The organism is Sphingobacterium olei (assembly GCF_005048855.1).
GTDB classification, from domain to species: Bacteria; Bacteroidota; Bacteroidia; order Sphingobacteriales; family Sphingobacteriaceae; genus Sphingobacterium; species Sphingobacterium olei.
In genome coordinates, this window is sequence record NZ_SUME01000002.1 from 84,308 (window position 1) to 109,113 (window position 24,806).

Sequence of the window (24,806 nt, forward strand, 5' to 3'; positions counted from 1 at the left end):
CTAAGAAAAATCTCGTTACTCAATACGTTGTACTAAATACTCAATACTAAAGAAATGGAAAAAACATTCAAATACATTATACAAGCGCGCAAAGCCTTTATCCGATTGGTCGATAGTCTAACTGTTGAACAATTGAACCATATTCCTGCGGGTTTTAACAATAATATCATCTGGAATTTTGGACACATTGTCGTGGCAACCCAAGGGCTGTGTTATCTTCGTACAGGAGTACAGTCTGACTATATCGTTAAGTATGGCGCGGCTTATACTAAAGGAACGAAACCAACATATAATGTCTCACAAGAAGAAGTCGATGACTTAAAAATACTGGCGATCCAAACCGTTGAACAGATTGAGAAAGACTATAATGCAGGTATTTTTACGGACATCACCCCCTTTGCAACAGATACGTATAAAGAGGTCATGCCAACTATTGAGGATGTCATCACGACTACGGTAGGTCATGACAATCTTCATTTTGGTTATGCTCTCGCACAAAGAAGAATAATCAAAAAGGATTAAGGAACAAGGAATAAAGAACAAGGATAAAAATTAAAAAACAAGAGATTACAATAGAAAATAGAGGTCATTAGTAAACTCTATAGGAATCTCGATACTTTGTACTAAATACTAAATACTGATAAAAGAAAATGGCAAATTATTTCAACACGTTACCGCTTAGAGAACAACTAAGACAATTAGGACAAGCAGAATTTATGGATTCATCAGCATTCGCAGATGGTGTACAGGCTTTAAAAGGTAAAAAGATTGTAATCGTAGGATGTGGCGCTCAAGGTCTAAACCAAGGTTTGAACTTAAGGGATAGCGGATTAGATGTGTCTTACACGTTACGTAAAGAAGCTATTGAACAAAAAAGAGATTCTTGGAAAAATGCAACGGACAACAACTTCAACGTAGGAACATACGAAGAATTAATTCCTACAGCGGATCTTGTGATCAATTTAACTCCAGATAAACAACATACATCCGTCGTCAATGCCGTAATGCCGTTGATGAAACAAGGTGCAACCTTATCGTATTCACATGGTTTTAACATCGTGGAAGAGGGTATGCAAATCCGTAATGATTTAACTGTAATCATGGTGGCTCCTAAATGCCCTGGATCTGAGGTACGTGCAGAATATCTAAGAGGCTTTGGTGTGCCTACTTTGATCGCCGTTCACCCCGAAAATGACCCTCAGGGTAAAGGTTGGGCTGAAGCTAAAGCATACTGTGTGGGTACAGGTGGCGACCGTGCAGGTGTGTTGAAATCCTCTTTCGTAGCTGAAGTAAAATCTGACTTAATGGGTGAACAAACTATCCTTTGTGGTTTGTTACAAACTGGTTCTATTCTTTCTTTCGATAAAATGGTCGAAAAGGGAATCGACGCAGGATACGCTTCAAAATTAGTACAGTATGGCGTTGAAGTAATCACTGAAGCATTAAAGCACGGTGGTGTAAGCGGTATGTTGGACCGCTTGAGCAACCCAGCAAAATTGAAAGCTTTCGAAATTTCGGAAGAATTAAAAGATATTATGCGTCCGTTGTTTCAAAAACACCAAGATGATATCATCTCAGGTGAATTCTCAAAAACAATGATGGAAGACTGGGCAAATGGTGATGCAAACTTATTGAAGTGGAGAGCAGAAACAGGTGAGACAGCTTTTGAAAAAACGCCGGCAGGTGATGTAAAGATTGCTGAACAAGAATATTTCGATAACTACACGCTAATGGTTGCTTTCGTAAGAGCAGGTGTTGAATTGGCTTTCGAGACGATGGTTGAGGCGGGTATTAAAGCTGAATCTGCTTACTACGAGTCGCTACATGAAACTCCATTGATCGCAAATACAATTGCACGTAAAAAATTATTTGAAATGAACCGTGTTATTTCGGATACTGCCGAATACGGATGTTATTTATTTGACCAAGCTTGTAAACCGTTATTGAAGGACTTCATGAAAAAAGTAGACACGGATCTGGTTGGTAAAAACTTTAACGATGGGAAAGACGGTTCCGTAGATAATGTGAAACTAGTTCAGGTGAATGAACTTTTACGTGACCATCCCGTCGAAATCGTGGGTAGAAAACTACGTAAAGCGATGACGGCAATGAAAACAATAAAAACTGTCTAAATTTCCGTAATTTAGATGGTAAAATAAGGGGTAAAATTGCATTTTTTCATTTTACCCCTTATAAAATTTACAACAACATAGAGAAAGAGAAAAACATGGGAAAAACATTAGTCGAAAAAATTTGGGATGCACATGTCGTCAAACGTCAAGAAGGGTTTCCAGATATTTTATATATCGACACCCACTTGATCCATGAAGTAACGTCTCCTCAGGCGTTTGATGGATTGCGCAAGAGAGGTCTTCCGGTGTTACGTCCACAACAAACTGTAGCAACAGCCGACCATAATGTCCCTACTTTAAATCAACACCTTCCTATCAAAGAAGAACTATCCCGTTATCAAGTGGATATGCTCACTAAAAACTGTGCTGAATTCGGCATCGAGTTATATGGTCTGGGCCATCCTTATCAAGGTATCGTTCATGTTATAGGGCCTGAATTAGGTGTAACCCTACCTGGAAAAACCATGGTATGCGGCGATAGCCACACCTCTACCCACGGTGCATTTGGTGCGATTGCTTTTGGTATCGGGACTTCCCAAGTAGAACAAGTTTTTGCCACGCAATGCCTGTTGCAACAAAAACCAAAAACGATGAAAATCGAAGTTAATGGTGAATTGGAGAAAGGCGTAGGTGCAAAAGATATTATCTTATACATTATTGCTAAAATTTCCGCTGCTGGGGGTACTGGATACTTCATCGAGTATGCTGGATCGGCTATTCGGTCCTTGAGTATGGAAGCTCGAATGACTATCTGTAACATGAGTATCGAAATGGGTGCACGCGGCGGACTGATTGCTCCAGATCAAATTACATTTGACTATGTAAATGGTCGCGAATTCGCTCCCAAAGGAGAGGAATGGGAAAGATCCCTCGCTTATTGGAAAACATTATATTCGGATGATGACGCAGAATTTGATTCCGTGTTGACATTTGATGCAGCAAATATCCAACCGATGATTACCTACGGTACAAATCCGGGTATGGGCATGGGTATTACAGAACAAATTCCTACAACCGTTACTCAACCCGAATCCGAGCGCCCATCTTACCAAAAGGCATTGGATTATATGGGATTTCAGGATGGTGAAGAAGTCATCGGAAAACCTATTGACTATGTCTTCATAGGAAGTTGCACGAACTCTCGCATTGAAGATTTACGTGAGGTAGCTGCCTTTGTACAGGGAAAACAAAAAGCTTCTAATGTAGAAGTCTGGATTGTACCGGGTTCTAAACAGGTAGAAGCGCAAGCAAAATTGGAGGGTATCGACAAGGTATTCGAATCAGCTGGTTTCCAATTACGCGAACCCGGTTGTTCAGCCTGTTTAGGGATGAACGAAGATAAAATTCCAGCGGGTAAATATTGTGTTTCAACTTCGAATAGAAACTTTGAAGGTCGTCAAGGCCCAAATGCACGCACTCTGCTGGTGAGCCCACTTACCGCTGCTGCTGCTGCTGTCACAGGCAAAATTGTCGATGTTAGGGAATTAATTTAGTATTGAGATATTAGTATTGAGTATTGAGATTTTGATGGTAAAAGCTTAAGCCATACCTGCGGTCTCTCTTTGCCATTTGACTTTTTACTTAAAAAAAAATGAAAAAATTTGAAACATTAAGCTCAAGGGTAGTGCCCCTACCGATTGAAAATATAGATACGGATCAGATTATTCCGGCTCGTTTCTTAAAAGCAACGACCCGTGACGGATTTGGAGACAACCTGTTTCGTGATTGGCGATATGAAGCAGATAATCTACCAAAGGCGGATTTTGTATTGAATAATCCGACTTATTACGGAAAAATATTAGTCGCTGGTAAAAACTTTGGTTGCGGATCTTCAAGAGAACACGCCGCCTGGGCGATTCAGGATTATGGTTTTGACGTTGTCGTCAGCTCATTTTTTGCGGATATATTTAAAGGTAATGCCTTGAACAACGGGGTGTTGCCGATTCAAGTTCCAGATGATTTTTTGAAAAAGATTTTCGATGTGGTATTTACCAATCCTGCAGCCGAAGTAGTCGTTGATCTGGAAGCTCAGAGCATAACACTCCCTGCCACAGGAGATCAATATATTTTTGAAATCAATCCTTACAAAAAATCGTGTTTGATTAATGGATATGATGATATCGACTACATCCTAAGTCAAAAAGATTTAATCGAAGAATTCGAACAAAACAGATAATGCCAATACCTTTTGTCCAGATACAGCACCTCACGGTTCAATACGCCACACAAATCGTATTGAATGATCTTTCGTGGACGATCCAGAGGGGACAACAATGGCTTATAGGTGGCAAAAGTGGAACAGGCAAAACAACCTTAGGTAAGGCTCTTGCAGGTCTGACAAGGGCAAGTGGAAATACACGAATTCATTTCGATACGACAAGTCATTTACCTGCAAAAGCATACTATATTTCCAATTGGTTTCAATTCACCAATCTGGAAGGAGACCGGAATTTCTATTATCAGCAGCGCTTCAATAAACACCAAGGGCAAGATACTTTAACTGTAAAGGCTGAGTTGGAACATTTCGCGCAGCAGGAGAATTTAGATTTTTCGGAGATAGAAAACAGATTGATCGAATTTGGCTTTGCCGATGTGCAGCAGTCACAATTGATCGAACTTTCGAGTGGTGAACACAAAAAGCTTCAGTTAGTGAAAGGTCTATGGCTTAAACCGCAGCTTTTAATTGTTGACGAGCCTTATACCGGCTTGGATAAAAATTCACGAATTATATTAAACCGATGGCTTGATGAGCTAGCCGAGGAGGGTGTACATTTAGTTATTATCAGTAATGACACCCGCCTTCCGAACGCCATTAATCGTTTCGCGCAACTCCGGGATGGTAAAATCGATGAGTTGGCCAGTCCTCTTGCGTTTGCAAAAGAAAGCATACGTCAACTTAGAACTCTGCCGACTTTCTTAAAAGAAGTCCCACATACACCACATGATACTATCGTACGATTGAATAACGTGCATATTCATTATGGTGAGAAAAACGTATTGAAAAATGTTTCATGGGAAGTGAAGATCGGCGAAAAGTGGGTTTTACAGGGCCCTAATGGGTCTGGTAAATCTACCTTGTTGAGTCTGATCAACGGTGATCATCCGCAATCTTACGGAATGGATATTCATCTGTTTGGTAATAAGAGAGGCTCAGGGGAGAGTATTTGGGACATTAAACATAAAATTGGAATTATCTCTCCGGAAATGCATTGGTATTTTGACCAAAATGCGACGGTGTGGAATACCATTGCTTCTGGCTTTTACGATAGCATCGGTTGGTTTATCGATGTTAAATTTCAGGAGCAAAAACAGATTGAAGAATTGATGGATTTTTTCGATTTAACGGAATACAAAAATCAATTGCTTCATACCTTACCGCTGGGCAAGCAACGCTTAGCATTACTTGCAAGGACAATTATCAAAAATCCACCTTTATTGGTACTGGATGAACCTTGTCAGGGTTTGGATAGTGATCAAACCCAATATTTTAACGATGTAGTAGATGAATTGGCGCAGCATGGTAAAACATTAATTTATGTGGGTCATTACGAGAGTCAACTACCGAAATGTATCGAGCAGCGAATTGTATTAGAACAAGGCGAAGTCATAGCCGTAGAAAATATATTAGAAAACGTTTAACACTATAATGAAGAAAAATATTCTTATTATTCCAGGCGATGGAATTGGACAAGAAGTAACTACTTGGGGAAAGCAAGTATTGGAAGCTGTAGCCCAAAAATATAACCATGAATTTGTTTTTGACGAAGCTATCATGGGTCACACGGCTATTGAAGCGACTGGTAATCCACTTCCCGACGAAACCCTGGAAAAAGCAAAAGCTTCAGATGCTATTTTATTTGGTGCTATTGGTCATGCGAAGTATGACAATGATCCTTCAGCAAAAGTACGCCCAGAACAGGGTCTTTTGAAAATACGCAAAGAGTTGGGACTCTATGCCAACCTGCGCCCAATCTTATTATTTGATGAACTATTAGACGCTTCCAGTTTGAAACCGGAGGTGTTACGTGGAACAGACATCTTATTCTTCCGTGAGTTGACGGGTGATGTATATTTCGGCGAAAAAAGACGCAATGAAGATAATACATTCGCTTCTGACCTGATGAACTATCACCGTTACGAAGTAGAACGCATCGCACGTAAAGCATATGATGCGGCACGTACACGTAATAAAAAATTATGCTCCGTCGATAAAGCGAATGTACTGGAGACCTCTCGCCTATGGCGCGAAGTCGTACAGGAGATCGCACAGGAGTATCCTGATGTAGAAACTGAACACATGTTTATTGATAATGCGGCAATGCAGTTGGTAAAGAATCCGAAAAAATTTGATGTCGTATTGACGGCGAACTTATTTGGCGATATATTGACAGACGAGGCTTCACAGATTGCGGGATCTATGGGTATGTTAGCTTCAGCCTCTATTGGTGACGGGACAGGCTTTTTCGAACCCATCCACGGTTCAGCACACGATATAGCAGGTCAAAACAAAGCAAACCCATTAGCTTCTATCCTATCTGCAGCTTTGATGCTCGATATTGCTTTTGGTTTACAGGAAGAGGCGAAGTTGGTGACTACAGCCGTAGCGGATACATTAAAAGCGGGTTGGAGAACAGGTGATATCGCAAATGCGGAGACTGCATCCAATAACCTTTTAGGCACAAACGAAATGGGTGCTAAAGTTTTGGAGTTTATTAAATAGTATTAAGATATGAGTATTGAGTATTAAGATTTTGGCTATGCTAATTATGGCTTACTGTAAACAGTTTTCTCCTATCCAAATGATGGATAAAAGGTAATCGTCATAACCTGCATCACTTTATAACTCGATGACATCTTAATGTATACTTTATTAATTTTTTAATTTAAAATTATGTTACACGATCCGAATCACTTATACATCTTCGACACGACGCTTCGCGACGGTGAGCAAGTTCCTGGATGCCAATTAACGACGATAGAGAAAATCGAAATCGCTAAAGATCTAGAACGGTTGGGCGTTGATATTATTGAAGCTGGATTTCCGGTATCAAGTCCCGGCGATTTCCAATCGGTAGTCGAATTATCCAAAGCCGTAGACGATGTGATTATTTGCGCCTTAACCAGGGCCAATAAGAACGATATCGATGTAGCTGCTGATGCGCTAAAATATGCCAACCGTCCACGTATACACACCGGAATTGGCTCGTCGGATATGCATATCCAATACAAATTTAACAGTACCCGGGAAGAGATTTTGGAAAGAGCTGTAGCGGCTGTGAAACATGCGAAATCATATGTCGAAGATGTCGAATTCTATGCCGAAGACGCCGGCCGTGCTGACCTGGCCTATCTTGCTCAAATGATCGAAGCTGTCATTGCTGCCGGTGCCACAGTAGTGAATATTCCCGACACAAATGGCTATTGCCTACCCGATCAATATGGTGCTAAGATAAAATATCTTACAGAGCATGTGAAAAACATTGACCAGGCTATCATCTCGGCACATTGCCATAATGACCTTGGGTTAGCTACGGCCAATTCTATTGCTGCAGTGCAGAATGGGGCTCGGCAGGTAGAATGTACAATCAATGGTATCGGAGAGCGTGCGGGCAATACATCATTAGAGGAGGTAGCGATGATCTTAAAAGTACATAATCAATCTTTTGGAAATCTGAGCTCCAATATTGACAGTACCATGTTTACCTATATTTCACGAAAAGTGAGCGACATGATGAACATGCCTGTACAACCCAATAAAGCTATTGTGGGTCGAAATGCTTTTGCCCACAGTTCGGGGATCCATCAAGATGGCTTCTTGAAACATCGTGAAAATTACGAGATCATCCGTCCGGAAGATGTTGGTTTAGAAGAAGCTGATATTATCTTGACTGCACGATCAGGTCGCCATGCGTTAAAACATCACTTAGAACGTTTAGGCTATCACTTGGACAAAGAAACCTTGGCCAATACGTACGAGCGTTTCTTGATTATCGCAGATGCAAAAAAAGACATTAACGATGAAGATCTGCTTTCCTTAGTTAAATAATATAGAACAAGGATGAAGGAGTATAAAATGGACTTATCAACATTAGAAATAGATTCGCTACAAGCCAAAGAACGTATAAAAGACGTTGTAACGCGCACACCGCTACAATACAACCTGCACCTTTCTGAAAAGTATGGTGCAGACGTATACTTAAAAAGAGAAGATCTTCAGGTCGTGCGTTCGTATAAATTACGTGGTGCCTACAATAAAATCGTGAGTCTATCGGAAGAAGAGAGATCACGTGGCGTGGTATGTGCCAGTGCAGGTAATCATGCACAAGGGGTGGCCTTGTCATGCAAAAAGTTAGGCATCAAGGGTGTTATTTTTATGCCCGGACCTACACCCCGTCAAAAAATCACTCAAACCGAAATGTGGGGAAATGGGCACATCGAAATTGTACTGACAGGCGATACCTTTGACGATTGCCAGAAAGCAGCGACAGAATATGCTACCGAACAGGGTCTGAATTTTATACCACCATTTGACGACATTAAAATCATTGAAGGGCAAGGGACCGTAGCTGTTGAAATATTAGAAGATCTTCCTGATCTAGATGCAGTCTTTCTCCCCATAGGAGGTGGTGGGCTATCCTCGGGAGTAGGCTATCATATGAAGAAAGTTGCTCCGCAGGTAAAACTGTATGGTATAGAACCCGAAGGAGCTCCGTCCATGCAAGCAGCCATTGCACATGGAGGTCCCATCGAGTTAGAACACATCAACAAGTTCGTAGATGGAGCAGCCGTCAAAAAGATCGGTGCATTAACCTATACCATCAGCAGTCAACTATTGGATTCTGTAAAGTCTGTTCCAGAAGGCAAAATCTGTACCTCGATTTTAGAACTTTATAACAAGGATGCCATTGTAGCTGAACCGGCCGGCGCACTGTCTATTGCCGCATTGGAGTTCCATCAGGAAGAAATCAAAGGCAAAAAGGTGGTCTGCATTGTTTCTGGTGGCAACAACGATATCGATCGGATGAGCGAGATCAAGGAGATGTCTTTGCTCTATGAAGGATTCAAACATTATTTTATTGTACGATTTCCACAACGCCCCGGTGCACTACGTCTTTTAGTCACCGAAGTACTTGGCCCTAAGGACGATATCACCCGTTTTGAATACATCAAAAAGACCGAACGTGAACGCGGTCCCGCATTAATTGGTATTGAACTCAATGATCCTAAGGATTATATCAGCTTTATCGAACGCATGAAAATGTATAAATTCGATTTCATCGAAGTCAATAAAGACCAGACCTTGTTTGAGTATTTGGTATAACTATTACAAAAAGAGGCTCTCTAAAAAGGTCTTTTAAAAAAAGATAAGAAGGTTCCCTTTTTGGGACACCTTCTTTTTGTTTATACGGACAATTTTTCGCAAACATTCAATCACTTTTATTGTTTCACTATATAGACTAAATCGAATAAAAAAATGAAAACAACACTTTTAATTATGATGACGATGGTGTGCACCATTGTATTTGGACAGACTGACAAAAGTAAAAGACCTAGCCCGCCAGACAGCGTAATAGTGACAACAGATGATGGTCTTACAATGGAGATACATTACAGCAGTCCTTCACTAAAAGGGAGAGAAATAGGAGTAGATATTGTGCCATTGGGGCAAGTATGGCGCACGGGGGCTAACGAAGCGACTACTATTGAGTTTGACAAGGATGTACTGATTAATAACGAAAAGCTCGCCAAAGGTAAATATAGTTTATACACTCTCCCTGGTGAGATGCAAACAATACTCATATTTAATAAAACGTGGGATCAGTGGGGTGCAGGCAAATACGATGAAAAGCAAGATGTCCTGCGTGTTGCTGTAATTAACAGTAGTGGAGCCACCGCGCAGGAGCGGTTTAAGATCAATGCAGATAAAACGGGTAAGGTCACATTGGCATGGGGCAATTACTTATTACCGTTCCAGGTTAAAGCGGCTCAATAATAAAGGGTAAATTTTTAATGAAGGTGTCTAAAAAGTAAATTACGTCGTCATTTCGACGAGGAACAAGGAGAACCCCAGAAGCGCTCATCGAAGATAAATTTAAAACCGAGCTCGCAAGCTCGGTTCTCCCTTTGGTCGAAATGACGATTACACGCTTTATAAGAGTTTTTTAGACAGCTTCATTTTTTTTATTAGGGACACTGACTGTAACAAAACCAAAAATATGCTTCAGAAAGCCATAGGAGGATATTAATCAAAAAATATTATTTTTTTTTTGATTGTAACTTTTTTATGTATACATTTGAATTATCGAATAAATTATGATTTTAATTTATTTTTGATAACGAAGCTAAATCGATTTATTTTTAGCCTCTTAAACTAGAGAATAGATAACATTTGGATTTTAACCTGTCTGAATTATGATTAAAAAACCAAGCACAAAAATTATTTTATACTTATGAACCGATGCAACAGATAGACTATAGCAACATATTGTTAGTACAAATTTGCTAAATCGTATTAACAATTCTAAACTAAAAACTAATAACCAATTGAAAATTAAAATATGATTTCGTCAATGCATGTCCATCTCGCACATTTAAAAAATCAATGTCAGGATCCTTCAACGAAGGTCTAGTCATACCGCGATCTAAATAAATTTATAGAGTATAATCGTCAATTATAATAAAACTAAAAACCTAAATTTATATGAAGGAGAAATTTCCAAGTACATATAATGTCGGTATTCCTGCTGTGTTTTTTATGCTATTACTTCATGTTCAGCTATTTGCTGAATATAAAGAAGGTGTTGCTAAAGCAACGAACTCGCTGAATATAGTGCAGGATACTGTCCCCCAGCTTTTAGACTCGGTCTTTGATCTGAACTTTAAGAATATCAAAGCAAAGTCTGTACATAAGCCTATTGAAGACATTGCGCTGTATGGTAACGCTACGATCCCCCAACTGTTGAAGGGAGAGGCAGCGGGTCTGTATGTTAGTGAGCCAACAGGTGAACCGGGCACACCCAATTACATGTTTATCCGGGGGATTTCATCGCCGATATTCGGTAATAAAGATGTATATCAGAATCAACCACTCGTGGTTTTAGATGGTATACCGATGATCGGCCCCCATCCCTTTTCTTACATGATTCAGGCCTATGACATTGATCGGATTGGACCGGAAAACAACTTGTTGAGTAATATAGACGTGGATAACATTGCCTCCATCGAGGTGTTGAAGGATATGGCGAGTATAGCGATTTACGGCCCTATAGCTGCCAATGGTGTTATTAAAATCACCTCTAAGAAAAGTGCCAGCGACAATCGAAGAAGAATCAGTGTCAACAGCTTTGTCGGAATGGCCAGCAGACCGCATGTGACCACCATTAACGGTGACTATGAAAATCGATTTAGACAGCAGTTTTACGACCTATATACCTCCAACGGACGTTACAATGCCGATGATACCTATCCTGTATATTTGAGCGACTCTTTGAATAACCGTTATTACGGGCCTTCAAATTGGAGCGATAGCTACTATAATAACGGGCTAAACTATGGCATAAATGCGCGTTTATCAGGTGGTGGAAAACGGTCTAATTTCCAGTTCTCGCTGGGCACGTTACAAAATTCAGGGATCGCCGAAGATACCAATTTCAAGAAGTACAATGCTCGGTTTCAACTGGATCTGCAACCACTCAAATGGTTATTTTTCCACACCACCATCAACGCAGCACGTCTTGACAGGAACAGAAACAAAAACCTCCGAAATCGCTATGCCATGCTTTCGTATCTACCCGATTTAAGCGCGCCATTGGCTCCCAACAAAGAAGCTTATGATAGTTATCGGTTGATACATGACAAAGGTTTTGACGATAACTTTTCGAATATCTTAGAAGGCAATATGGCACTCAATGTACAGTTTGGATCCTTCAAACTTAAATCAAGCATGTCGGTTGATTATAATGAAGGATTTCGTGATCTTTTTCACCATAGCGACCTGATGGAGGGCAACAGCTTTGCTTCAAACTATTACGGCTATAGCCAGCGGTTGATGTATGATAATGTAGCTTCTTATGATTGGGAAATGGACAACAGCAGCCTTTTCTTGGAAGCCGGAAATGTCTTACAATGGGACCTGCATAAGTACAATTACGCCTATGCTTACAAAGGGATTAATAATAATATTAAGATAAACCTTTTGGATTCTCGACCGCAGATCAATGGTCGTAACAATCCAGATTTCTTAAACCCAACAGCTTTTCCAAGACAGCTTACTTATAAGTTCTTAGACCGTACACGCCACAACCTCGTATCGTTCTTCGGTCGTGGAACCTATAACTTAATGGACAAATACTCCGCCAGTTTATTACTCCGTTACGACGGGTCTTCCAATGCCCAGCCAACTAGTCGCTGGCTGTTTACACCGTCTCTCGCGTTGGGATGGGACATTAAAAAAGAGTTCTTAGAAGATGATAATGCAATCCAAGGTTTCAAACTTAGGGCCAGTGCCGGAAGACTAGGCATCTTAAATATGTACGATAATATCTCGCAAGGGCCGAATTATACGGCACAGATTGGTTACACCGGAAATGTTATCGTACCGGCATATAACGGGATCGCAGCCCTAGTACGGCCGTATGAAGATGGATGGGTTGGATATAATATGCCCTGGGCCTATACCGATCAAGCGAATGTGGGAATTGACATCCAACTGTCCAAACGAAACGCGTATATTACCTTGGATGCTTATATCCGGGATAATAAAAATCAAGTATTAACTCTTCCTGCCTACGCAGAATATGGATATGAATACAGTTTAGAGGCAGGGATGGACGTACGTAACACCGGGATCGAATTAGCTTTTGGCGGAGATATTATTACTGGTCTGGAGCGGAACTTCCGGTGGCACTCCGGGATCAACGTGGGCGCCAATAACAACAAATTAACCGGATTGCCTGGCGGGCTGGACGAGGTGGTCATTCAGAACCGTAAACTTAAAGTTGGCGAACGGATCGATGCTTTCTGGGTGCTGGAAAACGAAGGAATTTATCGAACGGATTCCGAAGTGCCGGAAATAAACGGTGTAAAGAAAAACTATAATGGAATAACCTTTAAAGCTGGCGATCCCGCGTGGACAGATCAAAATGGTGACAACCGCATTTCTTCCGAAGATCGGGTGATGCGTGGTAATCATATTCCCAAAGTAACGGGTTCATGGCAGAATGATTTTTATTACAAAAATTTCGACCTAAAGGTTAATTTGTATTTTAATCTGGGACGACAGATTCTCAATCAGGAAATGGCAAACCGTTTTGATTTTATCAATAATGAAAACGCAAAGAATGTCAATTCCATTAAAGAAATCACGTATTGGGAAAAGCGTGGCGACTACAGCAAATATCCATTATACAATCCATGGAGCACCGTGAATGCCTACCAATCTTCGCAGGATTTATTCCTCGAGAATGGCGCTTTCATGAAACTAAGACAGGTCTCGCTGGGTTACAATTTCTCCGACCTCTTGGGATCACAGCTGGGCGGAGGCAAATTATACGCTTATATTGCAGCAAACAATCTCTTTACGATTTCAAACTATTCAGGACGCGACCCAGAAATCGCGAATTATCTGGGGTACGACGAGGGATACAATATGACTATTCCAAGGACGTTTTTAATGGGTTTTAAATTGAATTTTTAACATAGCCTCATGAAAAAGATACTTTATTATTTGATGTTCTTGATCCTACTATGTACAAGCTGCAACAATATGCTTGACATTGATTCAACACGGGTGGTTTCGGAAGAAAACATGTGGGAGAAAATAGAAGATACCCGAGCAAAATTGATGGGCGTGTACGCCATGACTAAATCCGCCCTAGTAGATCGGAATGCCTTTTGGCTATACGGGGAAGTACGGAGTGGCGAGTATGCGATACCTTCACGAATGGACTTACGGTCCATATCGGCAAACGAACTAAACGCTAACGATCCAACATTAGAAGCATTGCGCAACTGGCGTCGATGGTATGCCGTAATCAACGAGGCCAACATCTTTTTGGAGCGTGCACACGAGGTGCTCGAAAAAGACGAACGTTATACACAAAACAATTTAAATGTGGACATGGCGCAAGCCCGATTTTTGCGTGCCTTCGCGTACTTTAACATGACCCGAATATGGGGCGATGTGCCGCTGATTACAAGCTCTTCGGAAGGCAGTTTTACTTCTAAAAAACGGGAAGAAAAGGAAAAATTAATGGCATGGATTGAACTGGAACTTCAACAGGCCGCCGACCATCTCCCTGTGCGATATAGCGTAAACGAGCCGGAGCAACTGGGCAACTATTACAACGAAGCGACATCTCGCTGGGATGGCACATTGGCTACCAAAATAGCAGCCTACGCCATCATGGCGCACTTGGCAGCCTGGCAAGAAAATTATCCCGATGTGGCATCCTATACGGCTTATGTTATGGACAATTATACGAGGGCCAATATCAACTATGTAGCCACGTCAAGTTTGGTCTCCCCAAGTGGGTTCTTTTTTGATAAACACAGTAGCCAGATGTTTGCCTTCCCCTCTATTTGGGGTCATGTGGAAGCTAATTTCACAGGTCAAGTAGAGGAGCTTACTCTGGCCGCTCCCGTTGTGAATAAAAGTATCCCGGATATGTACTATACAAAGGAGACTATCTCTTCTGTTTTTAATGAACCAAAAGATGAACGCTTTAGCATAGATACGTTAGGAAATCCGGTTACTGAAAATTATTTTAGAAATTTCAATGGCCGCTACCCTATTCTCAGTAAGATAAAATGTATTCAGGGCGGAAATACCGACCCTTCCTTTCGTATCTTTTCAAGTGCGCTCGTTTTTTCGAGGCTAGAAGATATGGTTCTGCTGCGCGCCGAAGCACTAGCTGTGCTGGGTGATCGGAATGGAGCAGTGGAAATGCTGGATCGAATCCGTGAAAATAGAGGCTTAGCATTATATTCAGAGGCCAACAACGGCGATTTAGTAGATGCTATTTTCAAGGAAAGGCGTCGGGAATTAATGGCTGAAGGACATCGCTGGTATGACCTTGTACGATACCATAAAATTAAAAACAACGATCCAGACTTTGTACAGTTGATTAGAGAAGGCGGCATTTATTGGCCTATTGCCGAATCCTTGCTCCGGCAGAATGTTCTTTTGGAACAAAACAACTACTGGCAATAATCTTCAATAAAAAAAGAACTATCATGACACTCCGAATATTATACGCTTTATGTTGTCTCTTAGCACTTTCCTGCGCCAAGGACGACGGTTTCTATAAACATGAGTTAAAAAAAGAACAATTTAACGGAAACATCTATGCATATCTTAAAAGTAAGCCAGGTGTGTACGATTCAATCATAAAAGTTGTCGACCGAGTTGGACTCGACCAAGTGTTGACCAACGATAGGGTAACTTTATTTGCGCCGACCAATGAAAGCTTTAGGCTGGCAATAGAAAACCTAAATATCGTTCGCCGACGGGCGGACCAGTCTAGAGAATACCTACTAGATGTAGACTTGGCACATCTAGACACGATGATGTCACAGTATATTGTACGCGGTAAGCTTAACGGCGATTCGCTGGCATCCAAGGACGGCAAGTCGTTAAGCGATTTCCGTTATGGGTATCCTATGCACGGAAAATTGAAGGAATCATACTCCTCTGGTTACATCCATGGAGGCCCCTCGGTTATCGAATTTAGCGATACTAAAAACAGCTCCTTTATACGCGATTGGGTAACGACCAGTACCGCATCGATTAATATTGAAACTACGAATGGCGTCGTGCACGTGTTGTCACCCGATCATGTGTTTGGTTTCGCCGATTTCGTGAAGAGATTGACTTATGAACCACCTCCACCGAATTTATTTGTCACCGTAGGTGGCACGTTTAGCGCATCAACGGAACATAGTGGAGGCCCCAATGCACAGGAAGCATCAAAGTACGTTTTCGACGGGAATGCACAAACCAAATTCTTAGTGAGCTTTAGTAATTCCATTTGGATGCAAGCACAATTAAATGAACCTTCCGTGGCCAACGCCTACACCTTGACCTCCGCTAACGATGTGCAAGATAGAGATCCGATTGATTGGCGGCTGGAGGGTTCTCATGACGGTTCGACTTGGGTGCAGTTGGATTCGAGATCCTCGGAAGAATTTGTAAATCGGTTTATGCAACGCGTGTTTAGAATCAGAAACACGGTAGCGTATACCTATTATCGTCTGACCGTTACGCGAATACGTGCAGGTTCAACCTTCCAATTGGCAGACTGGTCCGTAAATTACGAAGAGCTACTATAAAACAGATGAACTTAACGATAACCTAATAAGATGAAATATATAAAATACAAGGTCTTGGGAATAGTGACAAGTGTCTCTTTCGTATTCGCATCCTGCACAGAAATATATGACTTACCAGAGGATAAGGACTTTATCAGTGAAAATCTCACTTATACAAACAAAGTATTAGAACCCAGGTTAGGGATGACCAACGTAATGAATCCGTTGAACGCAAACAATTCTACCCTACCTATCGCTTTCGAGATCATCAATCCACGTTTTGGTGACGGTAGACCCGTAACTGACTTTTTACAGGTCGTACCGACTTATGAATGGATTGCAGAATATGATGGTGAAGAGACCTCGCTACAGGAAATTGAAAATAAACGGCGTTTAGTGGACAAACCACTGTTTGAAGTCGACGCTGGAGGCCGCTTTATTATGCATGCCGCAGCTACAAATGAACTTGTGACACCTCGTCCTGTAGACACCGTACTAAAAACGCAAGATATCCGCTTTTTTGACCTAAAGCTTAGTAATTCTGGTGGCATACGGTACGTTAAGGATTTTCAGCTTATTCCCTGGCGAGAAATACCTTACGAACCCTCAACCGATATCAACCCGTACACAGGTGGCATCGCACCAGATCCCAATGCCCCGAATGATCCGAGAAAAAGAGCATACATTGTACCTTCGTTTATATCGAATATTATAGGCGAAACCACAAATGTGCCCTTAGTGAATAACACTCAAAAGAAAGATATAGTCGTTTATATCCGTCCTTTTGAAGGTGGAAATGGAAATAAACTGCGCTTCAAATTTTTGAACAAAGACAGTATTCCGATCTATCCGCTGGAATTCAATGAAACCCGCTGGGACGAATTGGTACATGGATTTAATAAAGAAGTTACTGATGAATATGTGCAATACGATGTTGCCTATCCTGTACCATTAACATCAATATTAACGGACTATTCAGCTGGTAACCGCGCTTTCTTGGAGTTTGGGTATTCCCGTATCGGCTGGGGCGGCGCTCGGCTTGTTGCCAGATTTGGCCTGAATTTTAAGATCTTTAAGAAAGGCGATTGGGAAATCGTATTTCATTTCAAAAACGATAATCCAAAATTTGACAACGAATAACAAGGCTTTTTATGAAAAATAAAATTATATATAGCATACTCCTATTTTGTATGAGCCTTAGCCTTTCTGCTACGGCACAAACCACCGTGAAAGGAAGGGTGTTGGACGAAAACGGCCAAGGCCTAGCCAATGTCTCCATTAGGAATGCAGCCACAGGCCGATCTCTCATTGCTTCAGATGCAAACGGAGGATTCACAGTATCTGTCGGTCCAGGCACCACCCTACTTTTCAAGTTGGTAGGTTATGGTGACAAACGGGCAACTATAACAAACGGACAAACCACGTTAACGGTCAATATGGAGCCATCAAGTAGTGAGGTGGAAGAGGTAGTCGTAACGCGCGGTTATGTAAAACGTCCAAAGGAAACCTCTACCGGAGCATCAAATATCATCACAGCAGATGATATCCGCGACATTCCAGGATCTTTGGAAACCTTACTGCAAGGAAGGGCACCGGGACTCAATATACAGGTGAACACCGGTGCACCGGGATTTCGTGGTACAACCCAGATTCGTGGTCTTTCTACTTTAGCGACGGCAGGGTCGGGGAATGAATCTATACTGATGCCGACCTCCCCCCTATATGTTATCGATGGCGTACCGTTGGATGCGGATAGGGCATCCGAAATGGGCTTACAGCAACAAGGTCCAGGTATCAGTCCGTTGTCTATGATACCGCCGGAAGATGTGGAAAGCATAGAGATTTTGAAAGATGCGCAGGCTACTTCGCTCTACGGCTCATTGGCCGCTTATGGGGTAATTATCATCAATACCAAAAGAGGTAATTCGGAAATCCCACGGATCAATTACGTCAACAATTCATTTATGCGCACACCCCCAAAATTACGGGAAACACTGGGGGGTAATCTCGAGCGTAGGCTCAAGCTCCAGCAGATCTTTGGCAACGCATTGACTCAGGCCGATATAGACCGAATCCAGCAGACACCACATTTATCGGATAGTTTGAACGCGTATTTTAATAACTCAACGAATTGGCAGGACTTGTATTTTCAGACCACATTTAACCAAAGTCATAACTTAAGTGTCGATGGCGGTAACAATGTGCTTTCGTACAAAGCCAACATCGGTTACCATACCGAAACGGGAATTATCCGCAACACGGGTTTTGACCGCTATTCGACCAACCTTCGCATGGACTACAGCCCAGACACCAAGCTTCGCTTCACGGGTCAGGTGTTTGCCCAATTAGGTAAGATAAATAAAGGTGACGGTACCGGCATATTGCAAACGGGTGTAGCTTCTGGCGGAATGTCTTCTACCTTACTGCCGCCGCCTTCTTTCTATTCGGCGTCTTCGGAGTACATCTCTTCCATCAGTACAAAAAATGACAATGCCGTTCGACTTATTAGACCCTATATTGAGGGTTCTTATGAAATTCTAACAGGTCTGCGTCTCACCTCAGCACTAAGTTACGAATTCGTCTCCAGTACGGAAGATACATTCTCGCCGGCAGCGGCTAACAATCAGTTTTCGAAAGTCTATTCTTTTGCTGGAAGGCAAACGCAACTGTATAGCCGTAGCTCGCTGAATTACAGCAAATCCTTCAACGAGGCGCATAATATCTTTATCAACCTCTTTAATGAAGCACGTAATGTGACCCGCCAAGATTTCCCGATCCAACCTGATCGCACACCTAATGATGGTTATCAGGGTCCATTGGGTTATGATGGGTATTTTTCAAGGGGTGGAGGGTTATTGGACAATTTCAGAAACGAAAAAGCGTTGTCCTTTGCCTTGTCTACTTCTTACGACTACAAAAGAAGATATGTCGTTGATCTTTCCTATCGTATGGATGGCTCTTCAGGAAACGGTTTTGGAAACCTTTATACGAAAAACCCCGCACTCGGCCTACGTTGGAATGCCCACAATGAAGAATGGGTAAAAGATAATGCCTCCTGGATAAGCCTAGCGTCTATACGCGGTAGCTGGGGGATCAATGTGATGCCAAACAGTACATTGGAGCGGATTTACGGCCGCTACGACATCTCGGGCAACTACAATCAACAAGCCGGGATAGGTATCAACTTTGGTCAGATTCCTAATCCGAACTTGAAGCCTACGACCTCTATGCAGTATAACTTTGGGTTAGACATTGCATTGTTTAATAATCGCATCGATTTTGTCTATGATACGTACTACAAAAAGGTAGATAACCTGCTCTTTGATCAGTTTTTAAATAATACCGTTGCGTTTAATGTGCTGGCGTCCAACGACGCTGCGATCGCAAACTATGGGCATGAATTAATGTTAAATGTTAGACCTTTACGCCCAGGAGGCGATTTTAATTGGACGTTTTCCATCAACGGCGCACTTAATAAGGATGTATTGTTAAAATTGCCTGCGCATTACGGTGGACAGTTTATCAAATTCAACTCCGATAATCTCAACGGACAGCATAATGTATTCCGGGTCGGCACGGCCACACTTTCAAACTACCTGTTGATCAACCAGGGGGTATATGCTAGAGACGAAGATGTACCGGTGGATCCAGCTACTGGTTTGCGCTACAGAACGATTGATGGCATTCCTTTCCAGGCTGGAGATCCGATTTGGCAAGACACAAACGGAGACTACATTCATGATGACCGTGATATGGTACGAACGGGCAATTCACAGCCTCTCATCACTGGGGGCGTACAGAATACCTTTACCTATAAAAATTTCCAGTTTAGCATGTATGCGTCATACACGGCCAAGCGTACCATTTTAAATAATGCATTAGCCGAGCGCATGGGACTCATGGCCGATCCTTTTGGAAAGGACGGAGATAATAAAGTCGTGGTACCGCTTGATGAATACGATATGTGGCGCCAACCGGGCGATATTGCCAAATACCCCTATGCCTACGCCTACACGAGGAGTGGAACAGTCCGACCATTTCGAGCTGATCAAAGCCTTTGGGCAGAAGATGGCACCTATTTTAAAATTAATAACATAATCCTCGCCTACAATTTTAGCCGCGACGCCTTGAGACGATATGGACTACAACGACTGCGCGTATATGTCTCGTTGGACAATGTGGTGACTTTCTCCAGCTACAGCGGACCAAATCCGGAGAACGTGACGAGTATGGGAAGGGATCTTTCCAATGGATACCCCATACCTAGGACATATAACGTAGGTTTAAATCTTTCATTCTAATTATGCCATGAAAAGAAAACAGTATATGAGATACGATAAGATAATCAAAAGATTGCTCTTGGCAGTGGTCCTTTTGATGACAACCGCCTGTCAGAAGTATTTAACAGTAGACCCGATCGACCGTTTGACCGGGAATAACTTCTACCAGTCGAAAGAAGACGTTGAAGCGAATATGGCCTTTATGTACGCTAAGTTTTTTGAAAAAATACGAGAAAGCTGGGTTATGGGGGCCACGGGAGAAGCGCGCTCAGGCGAAATCCGGGCAACTGTTAATGCGGGCGATTCAAGGACGCGTCCGCTTGACCCCGAGGAGCGTACGGTCGTGGAAGTATTAGGCGCCAATGCACTACCATTGGCAATTAATTCTACGATGTTTAGTGATTATAAACTTGAAGAAATTACAAAATGGCAGGGCTATTATCAGGTTATTCAAAGTGCCAATATTTTAATATCCAAATTGGAAGAAGGTATTCCGGGGGTAGACGGTGCCGATCAGGCGCGTTATACCGCAGAAGCAAAATTTATCCGTGCCTTCACTTATTTTTGGATGGTTCGTCTATATGGTGATGTGGTGTATTACACCGATCCTTATTTTTCGAACTCTCTACCGCGTGAACCGATGGTATCGGTACTCGATAAGTGTATTGCCGATTTGGCTCCTCATAAGGATCAGATGCCTTGGACATTTGGTGATCCTGCCGAAAGAGGCGCGCGTCCGGGACGAGGTGCTATTATTGCGTTGCTGATGCACATGCATGCCTGGAATGCTTCTTTTGATCGCGCCAATAGCCAAGCACACTATACAGAAGTAGCTACATTAGGCAAAGAGTTGATCGACAGCAAGGCACATCGTTTATATAGCCTGACGGAGCAGAACTGGGCTGAAGTATCAAAAGGGAGAACAGAGGAGTCCTTATTTGAATTTTACCGCAGCATCAACTATGGGGACGACACATGGATTTCGGAACCTTCTTGGGACACTTTTAATGTCAGAAACCATTATCAATTCTGGAGCCACTTTTTAAGATGGCCATACCTGTTCCCTAGACACAATAAATCGATCAGCGCGGCCTACTTTGTTTCGGAGTATATGAACAGCATCTATCCGGAAGGCGAACCAGACCTACGCCGCGACATGTGGTTTGACGACATTGCTTCGGATAACGGCCAATTTGCGCTCAAAAAGTTTGGGTACAACGTGTTTACGTCGGGCAATGAAGAAGGATACCCTGCAAATTCTATTATCATCTTTCGATATTCAGATGCGATCCTTTTGCAAGCAGAGGCCCTTGCTGAACTGAACCGTGACGGTGAAGCCATAGCATCAGTAAATCTGGTTCGACAAAGAGCCGAGGCATCGCCATACTCTGGTGGTGGCGGTAACGACCTGAAAGATTTTATTTATATGGAACGATGCCGGGAACTGATCGGCGAAGCACACCGCTATTTTGATCTGATACGTACGCGACGGATCCTCAATACCGCATGGACGATGGCACCAATGAACTTGGATCAATATAACAGAGGAGCATGGACGTGGCCTTTGCACCAAGATGCAAGGAGATACAATCCACATATCGTGTTGAATGAATATTGGACAACAACGGGTAGATAATTATGAAAGTTATGATGAAATTAATAATAAAAAAGGTTGTGCTAATCTTCGTCTTGACAACGCTGCTGTTTGCTTGTAAGGAGGACGAATATTATACAGATGGTGGACGCGCAGAAGCTGTCTTCGATGGAACCATGATGGATTATCTAGATGCTAAGCCTCGTGAATTTGATACTATCGCACAGATTGTGCGTCTGGCAGGCTTGGAAGATAAATTCACAAATGATGAGTTTACATTTTTTGCACCCCGGGACGAGGATATAAAACATTTGATCGGTTCTTTCACGGCAGGGGGACTAAATGCCCAGCTGTATGCCGCCGGCTTGGATACGATTAAAGTATTGAGCGATGTGGATCCTTTAATCTGGAATTTTTACCTGCATCGGCATATATTCAACGGTAAAAACAAACTGGCGGATTATCCACAGGTCGATTACAGCCTGATGAACGTATATGGTGGTCAGTATTACCAATCCCAAGGCGATGCCGTTTGTAATATCGGAGTGGTGTTTAATGATGCCAGAAGCTCTGACGGCAAATCGGTATTACGCTATATGGGATATCGGCAACTGCATATCTCCTACATCAGCGATCTATCTAACCCAGATGTATTTGGTAGGGTTGCGATAGCGTCGTCTGATATACAGCCCTCCAATGGCGTGGTACATGTATTGGATTATACAGTGGGCCAGTTCGGACATAACAACTCACATGTAATAGCAGATATTATACAAAGCAAGAGGTAATGGACACGGATTCATGTTTCCAAAAGAACATTCACAAACACGAATAATATTCGATATGACCTATAAGAGGCAAATTATACATATATGAAAAATGCAGTTATAAAATATATTGTGGTGGCACTTTCCCTATCATTTTTGACCACGGGCTGTAGGAAAGAAGCGACATTTTTTTCCGAACCCTATGGGCCCGGAAAGGAGACGTTGGGCGTAGTTTTTGATCGCTCCTTAACACCTTCGCCGGCAAGCGGCGGTGTAGGTACGATTGTCAAACTCAAGGTATCGGGGCTTTCCGATTACCGGGACAAAGCAGTTGTCAAATTTAGTGGTCAAGCCGCGGAAATCGTCAGCCTCAATGGAGAGGAACTACAGGTAAAGGTCCCTGAGTACGCAAGCACGGGAGTTATGTCGATTACCATTGACGATGTTATCATCTTCGGACCGGAGTTTGAGGTAGATGGTAGAATAAAAATTGACCCGACCTGGGAGGCAAGGCAGGGTACAAATAATTCGGTGAATGATAGGTTCGTCACGCAGGATGGAAAGGTGATTTATATCGGCAATTTTACAGACTACAACCGTAAAGGCTTGGTAAGACCAATCAATCGATTGGTACGGACTTTTTCGAACGGTTCTTATGATGTGAGTTGGCGGACCGGTCTTGGTGCAAATGGTGCATTGGTAGCCATCACACAAATCGGCGACCGTTATTACATTGGTGGATCGTTCTCAGGCTACGACATGAAGCGTGAAAACATATCGAATTTGACCAGTTTGCATCTCACTGGGGGGCTAGATTCCGTCGGCATCAAACCTTATAGGAGACCCGATCAGTCTGACACCACAAAATATGTCCCTAGATTTAACGGTGGGTTTAACAGTGCCGTTCACCGACTTTATCCGCAGGATAACAAACTTATCGCCACGGGGCATTTCAGGTATTATGTGAGCCGCCAATACGACAAACCGAACGCGAGGGAAACGCGGGATACGACGATTTTGGACAGCGTCGAAATACGGCAAATTGCACGTTTAAACTTAGACGGTTCCTTAGATAAAACATTTCGTTTTAATGGTAATACTGCCTTTCAAGGTGCCAACGGTGATTTAAGCACGATAGTGCATGAATCGGGACAGCATCAAGGCAAGATTTTAGTTTTTGGACAGTTCACGCGCTTCGACGAAAAAACCGTAGGCTACATCACCCGCTTGAATCCCGATGGCACCATCGACAATACCTTTAATGCACAAGGCGTGGGGGCGGATTACTTCGTAACGAACGTGACCTACAATGCGGAGACCAATAAGTACATTGCATTAGGACAGTTTATGACGTATAATGGCCGACCGGCTCGAAGGATGGCATTACTTAATGCGGATGGCTCATTGGATGAAAGCTTTCAGGCTAAGGTGTTTTTAGGGGGATTTCCTACTTATGCAAAACAGTTAAACGATGGGCTGATTATGGTATCCGGACGGTTCCTAACCTATGGAGGTGTAACCCGAAATGGCTTTATGCTACTCAACCCAGACGGTAATTTAGCAGAGTCGACACTAAATGCGACGGGACAGTTCATAGGCTCGGTGTACCAAGCTGTGGAAACCACTTCCGAGGACGGGAAACGGGCATTGCTTTTGATGGGCGAATTCCAGAAATTCGACAATAAGGATGTTTCCAATATAATTAGAGTGACTATAGAATAAAAAT

The 24,806-nt window shown here is 42.4% G+C and carries 17 protein-coding genes; all 17 read left to right on the forward strand.

What is annotated here, in order from left to right; genetic code table 11:
* The first annotated feature begins 54 nt into the window (after positions 1 to 54).
* The 17 genes from FAZ15_RS04695 (at position 55) to FAZ15_RS04775 (ending at position 24,802) form a co-directional block, all read left to right on the forward strand.
* A complete protein-coding gene (locus FAZ15_RS04695; protein WP_136900177.1) occupies positions 55 to 522 on the forward strand; it encodes a DinB family protein in 468 nt (155 codons plus the stop codon).
* A 128-nt stretch (positions 523 to 650) separates the two neighbouring features.
* A complete protein-coding gene (gene ilvC / locus FAZ15_RS04700; protein WP_136900178.1) occupies positions 651 to 2,132 on the forward strand; it encodes a ketol-acid reductoisomerase in 1,482 nt (493 codons plus the stop codon).
* Positions 2,133 to 2,227: 95 nt separating this feature from the next.
* Positions 2,228 to 3,625 (forward strand): 3-isopropylmalate dehydratase large subunit, encoded by a 1,398-nt coding sequence (leuC, locus tag FAZ15_RS04705; RefSeq protein ID WP_136900179.1) that lies wholly within the window; start codon positions 2,228 to 2,230, stop codon positions 3,623 to 3,625.
* 98 nt (positions 3,626 to 3,723) lie between these two features.
* Positions 3,724 to 4,308, forward strand: coding sequence for a 3-isopropylmalate dehydratase small subunit (gene leuD, locus FAZ15_RS04710; protein ID WP_136900180.1), 585 nt, complete (start codon positions 3,724 to 3,726; stop codon positions 4,306 to 4,308).
* On the forward strand, positions 4,308 to 5,771 hold the full coding sequence (locus tag FAZ15_RS04715; RefSeq protein WP_202912319.1) for an ATP-binding cassette domain-containing protein: 1,464 nt from the start codon (positions 4,308 to 4,310) through the stop codon (positions 5,769 to 5,771). Before leuD ends, FAZ15_RS04715 begins: the two co-directional genes overlap by 1 nt.
* Positions 5,772 to 5,778: 7 nt before the next feature.
* Positions 5,779 to 6,852, forward strand: coding sequence for a 3-isopropylmalate dehydrogenase (gene leuB / locus FAZ15_RS04720; RefSeq protein ID WP_136900182.1), 1,074 nt, complete (start codon positions 5,779 to 5,781; stop codon positions 6,850 to 6,852).
* A 171-nt stretch (positions 6,853 to 7,023) separates the two neighbouring features.
* Positions 7,024 to 8,178, forward strand: coding sequence for a 2-isopropylmalate synthase (locus FAZ15_RS04725; RefSeq protein WP_136900183.1), 1,155 nt, complete (start codon positions 7,024 to 7,026; stop codon positions 8,176 to 8,178).
* A gap of 12 nt (positions 8,179 to 8,190) precedes the next feature.
* Positions 8,191 to 9,453: a threonine ammonia-lyase IlvA gene (ilvA, locus tag FAZ15_RS04730; protein ID WP_262709283.1), complete on the forward strand. Its 1,263-nt coding sequence runs from the start codon at positions 8,191 to 8,193 to the stop codon at positions 9,451 to 9,453.
* A 153-nt stretch (positions 9,454 to 9,606) separates the two neighbouring features.
* Positions 9,607 to 10,125 (forward strand): DUF2911 domain-containing protein, encoded by a 519-nt coding sequence (locus tag FAZ15_RS04735; RefSeq protein ID WP_136900184.1) that lies wholly within the window; start codon positions 9,607 to 9,609, stop codon positions 10,123 to 10,125.
* Between the two features lie 708 nt (positions 10,126 to 10,833).
* A complete protein-coding gene (locus FAZ15_RS04740) occupies positions 10,834 to 13,827 on the forward strand; it encodes a SusC/RagA family TonB-linked outer membrane protein (protein ID WP_136900185.1) in 2,994 nt (997 codons plus the stop codon).
* 9 nt (positions 13,828 to 13,836) lie between these two features.
* The gene (locus tag FAZ15_RS04745) at positions 13,837 to 15,342 is read left to right on the forward strand and encodes a RagB/SusD family nutrient uptake outer membrane protein (RefSeq protein ID WP_238387156.1); all 1,506 of its coding nucleotides are present in this window, start codon (positions 13,837 to 13,839) and stop codon (positions 15,340 to 15,342) included.
* 23 nt (positions 15,343 to 15,365) lie between these two features.
* Entirely contained in the window at positions 15,366 to 16,460 is a 1,095-nt protein-coding gene (locus FAZ15_RS04750) for a fasciclin domain-containing protein (RefSeq protein WP_136900186.1), read from the forward strand.
* Between the two features lie 30 nt (positions 16,461 to 16,490).
* The gene (locus FAZ15_RS04755) at positions 16,491 to 17,579 is read left to right on the forward strand and encodes a DUF5007 domain-containing protein (protein WP_136900187.1); all 1,089 of its coding nucleotides are present in this window, start codon (positions 16,491 to 16,493) and stop codon (positions 17,577 to 17,579) included.
* 11 nt (positions 17,580 to 17,590) lie between these two features.
* Positions 17,591 to 20,740 (forward strand): SusC/RagA family TonB-linked outer membrane protein, encoded by a 3,150-nt coding sequence (locus FAZ15_RS04760; RefSeq protein ID WP_136900188.1) that lies wholly within the window; start codon positions 17,591 to 17,593, stop codon positions 20,738 to 20,740.
* 25 nt (positions 20,741 to 20,765) lie between these two features.
* A complete protein-coding gene (locus FAZ15_RS04765; protein ID WP_136900189.1) occupies positions 20,766 to 22,355 on the forward strand; it encodes a RagB/SusD family nutrient uptake outer membrane protein in 1,590 nt (529 codons plus the stop codon).
* Between the two features lie 11 nt (positions 22,356 to 22,366).
* Positions 22,367 to 23,101, forward strand: a complete 735-nt coding sequence (locus FAZ15_RS04770; RefSeq protein ID WP_162304877.1) for a fasciclin domain-containing protein — start codon at positions 22,367 to 22,369, stop codon at positions 23,099 to 23,101.
* 84 nt (positions 23,102 to 23,185) lie between these two features.
* Entirely contained in the window at positions 23,186 to 24,802 is a 1,617-nt protein-coding gene (locus tag FAZ15_RS04775; protein ID WP_136900191.1) for a DUF5008 domain-containing protein, read from the forward strand.
* The last annotated feature ends 4 nt before the right edge of the window (positions 24,803 to 24,806 follow it).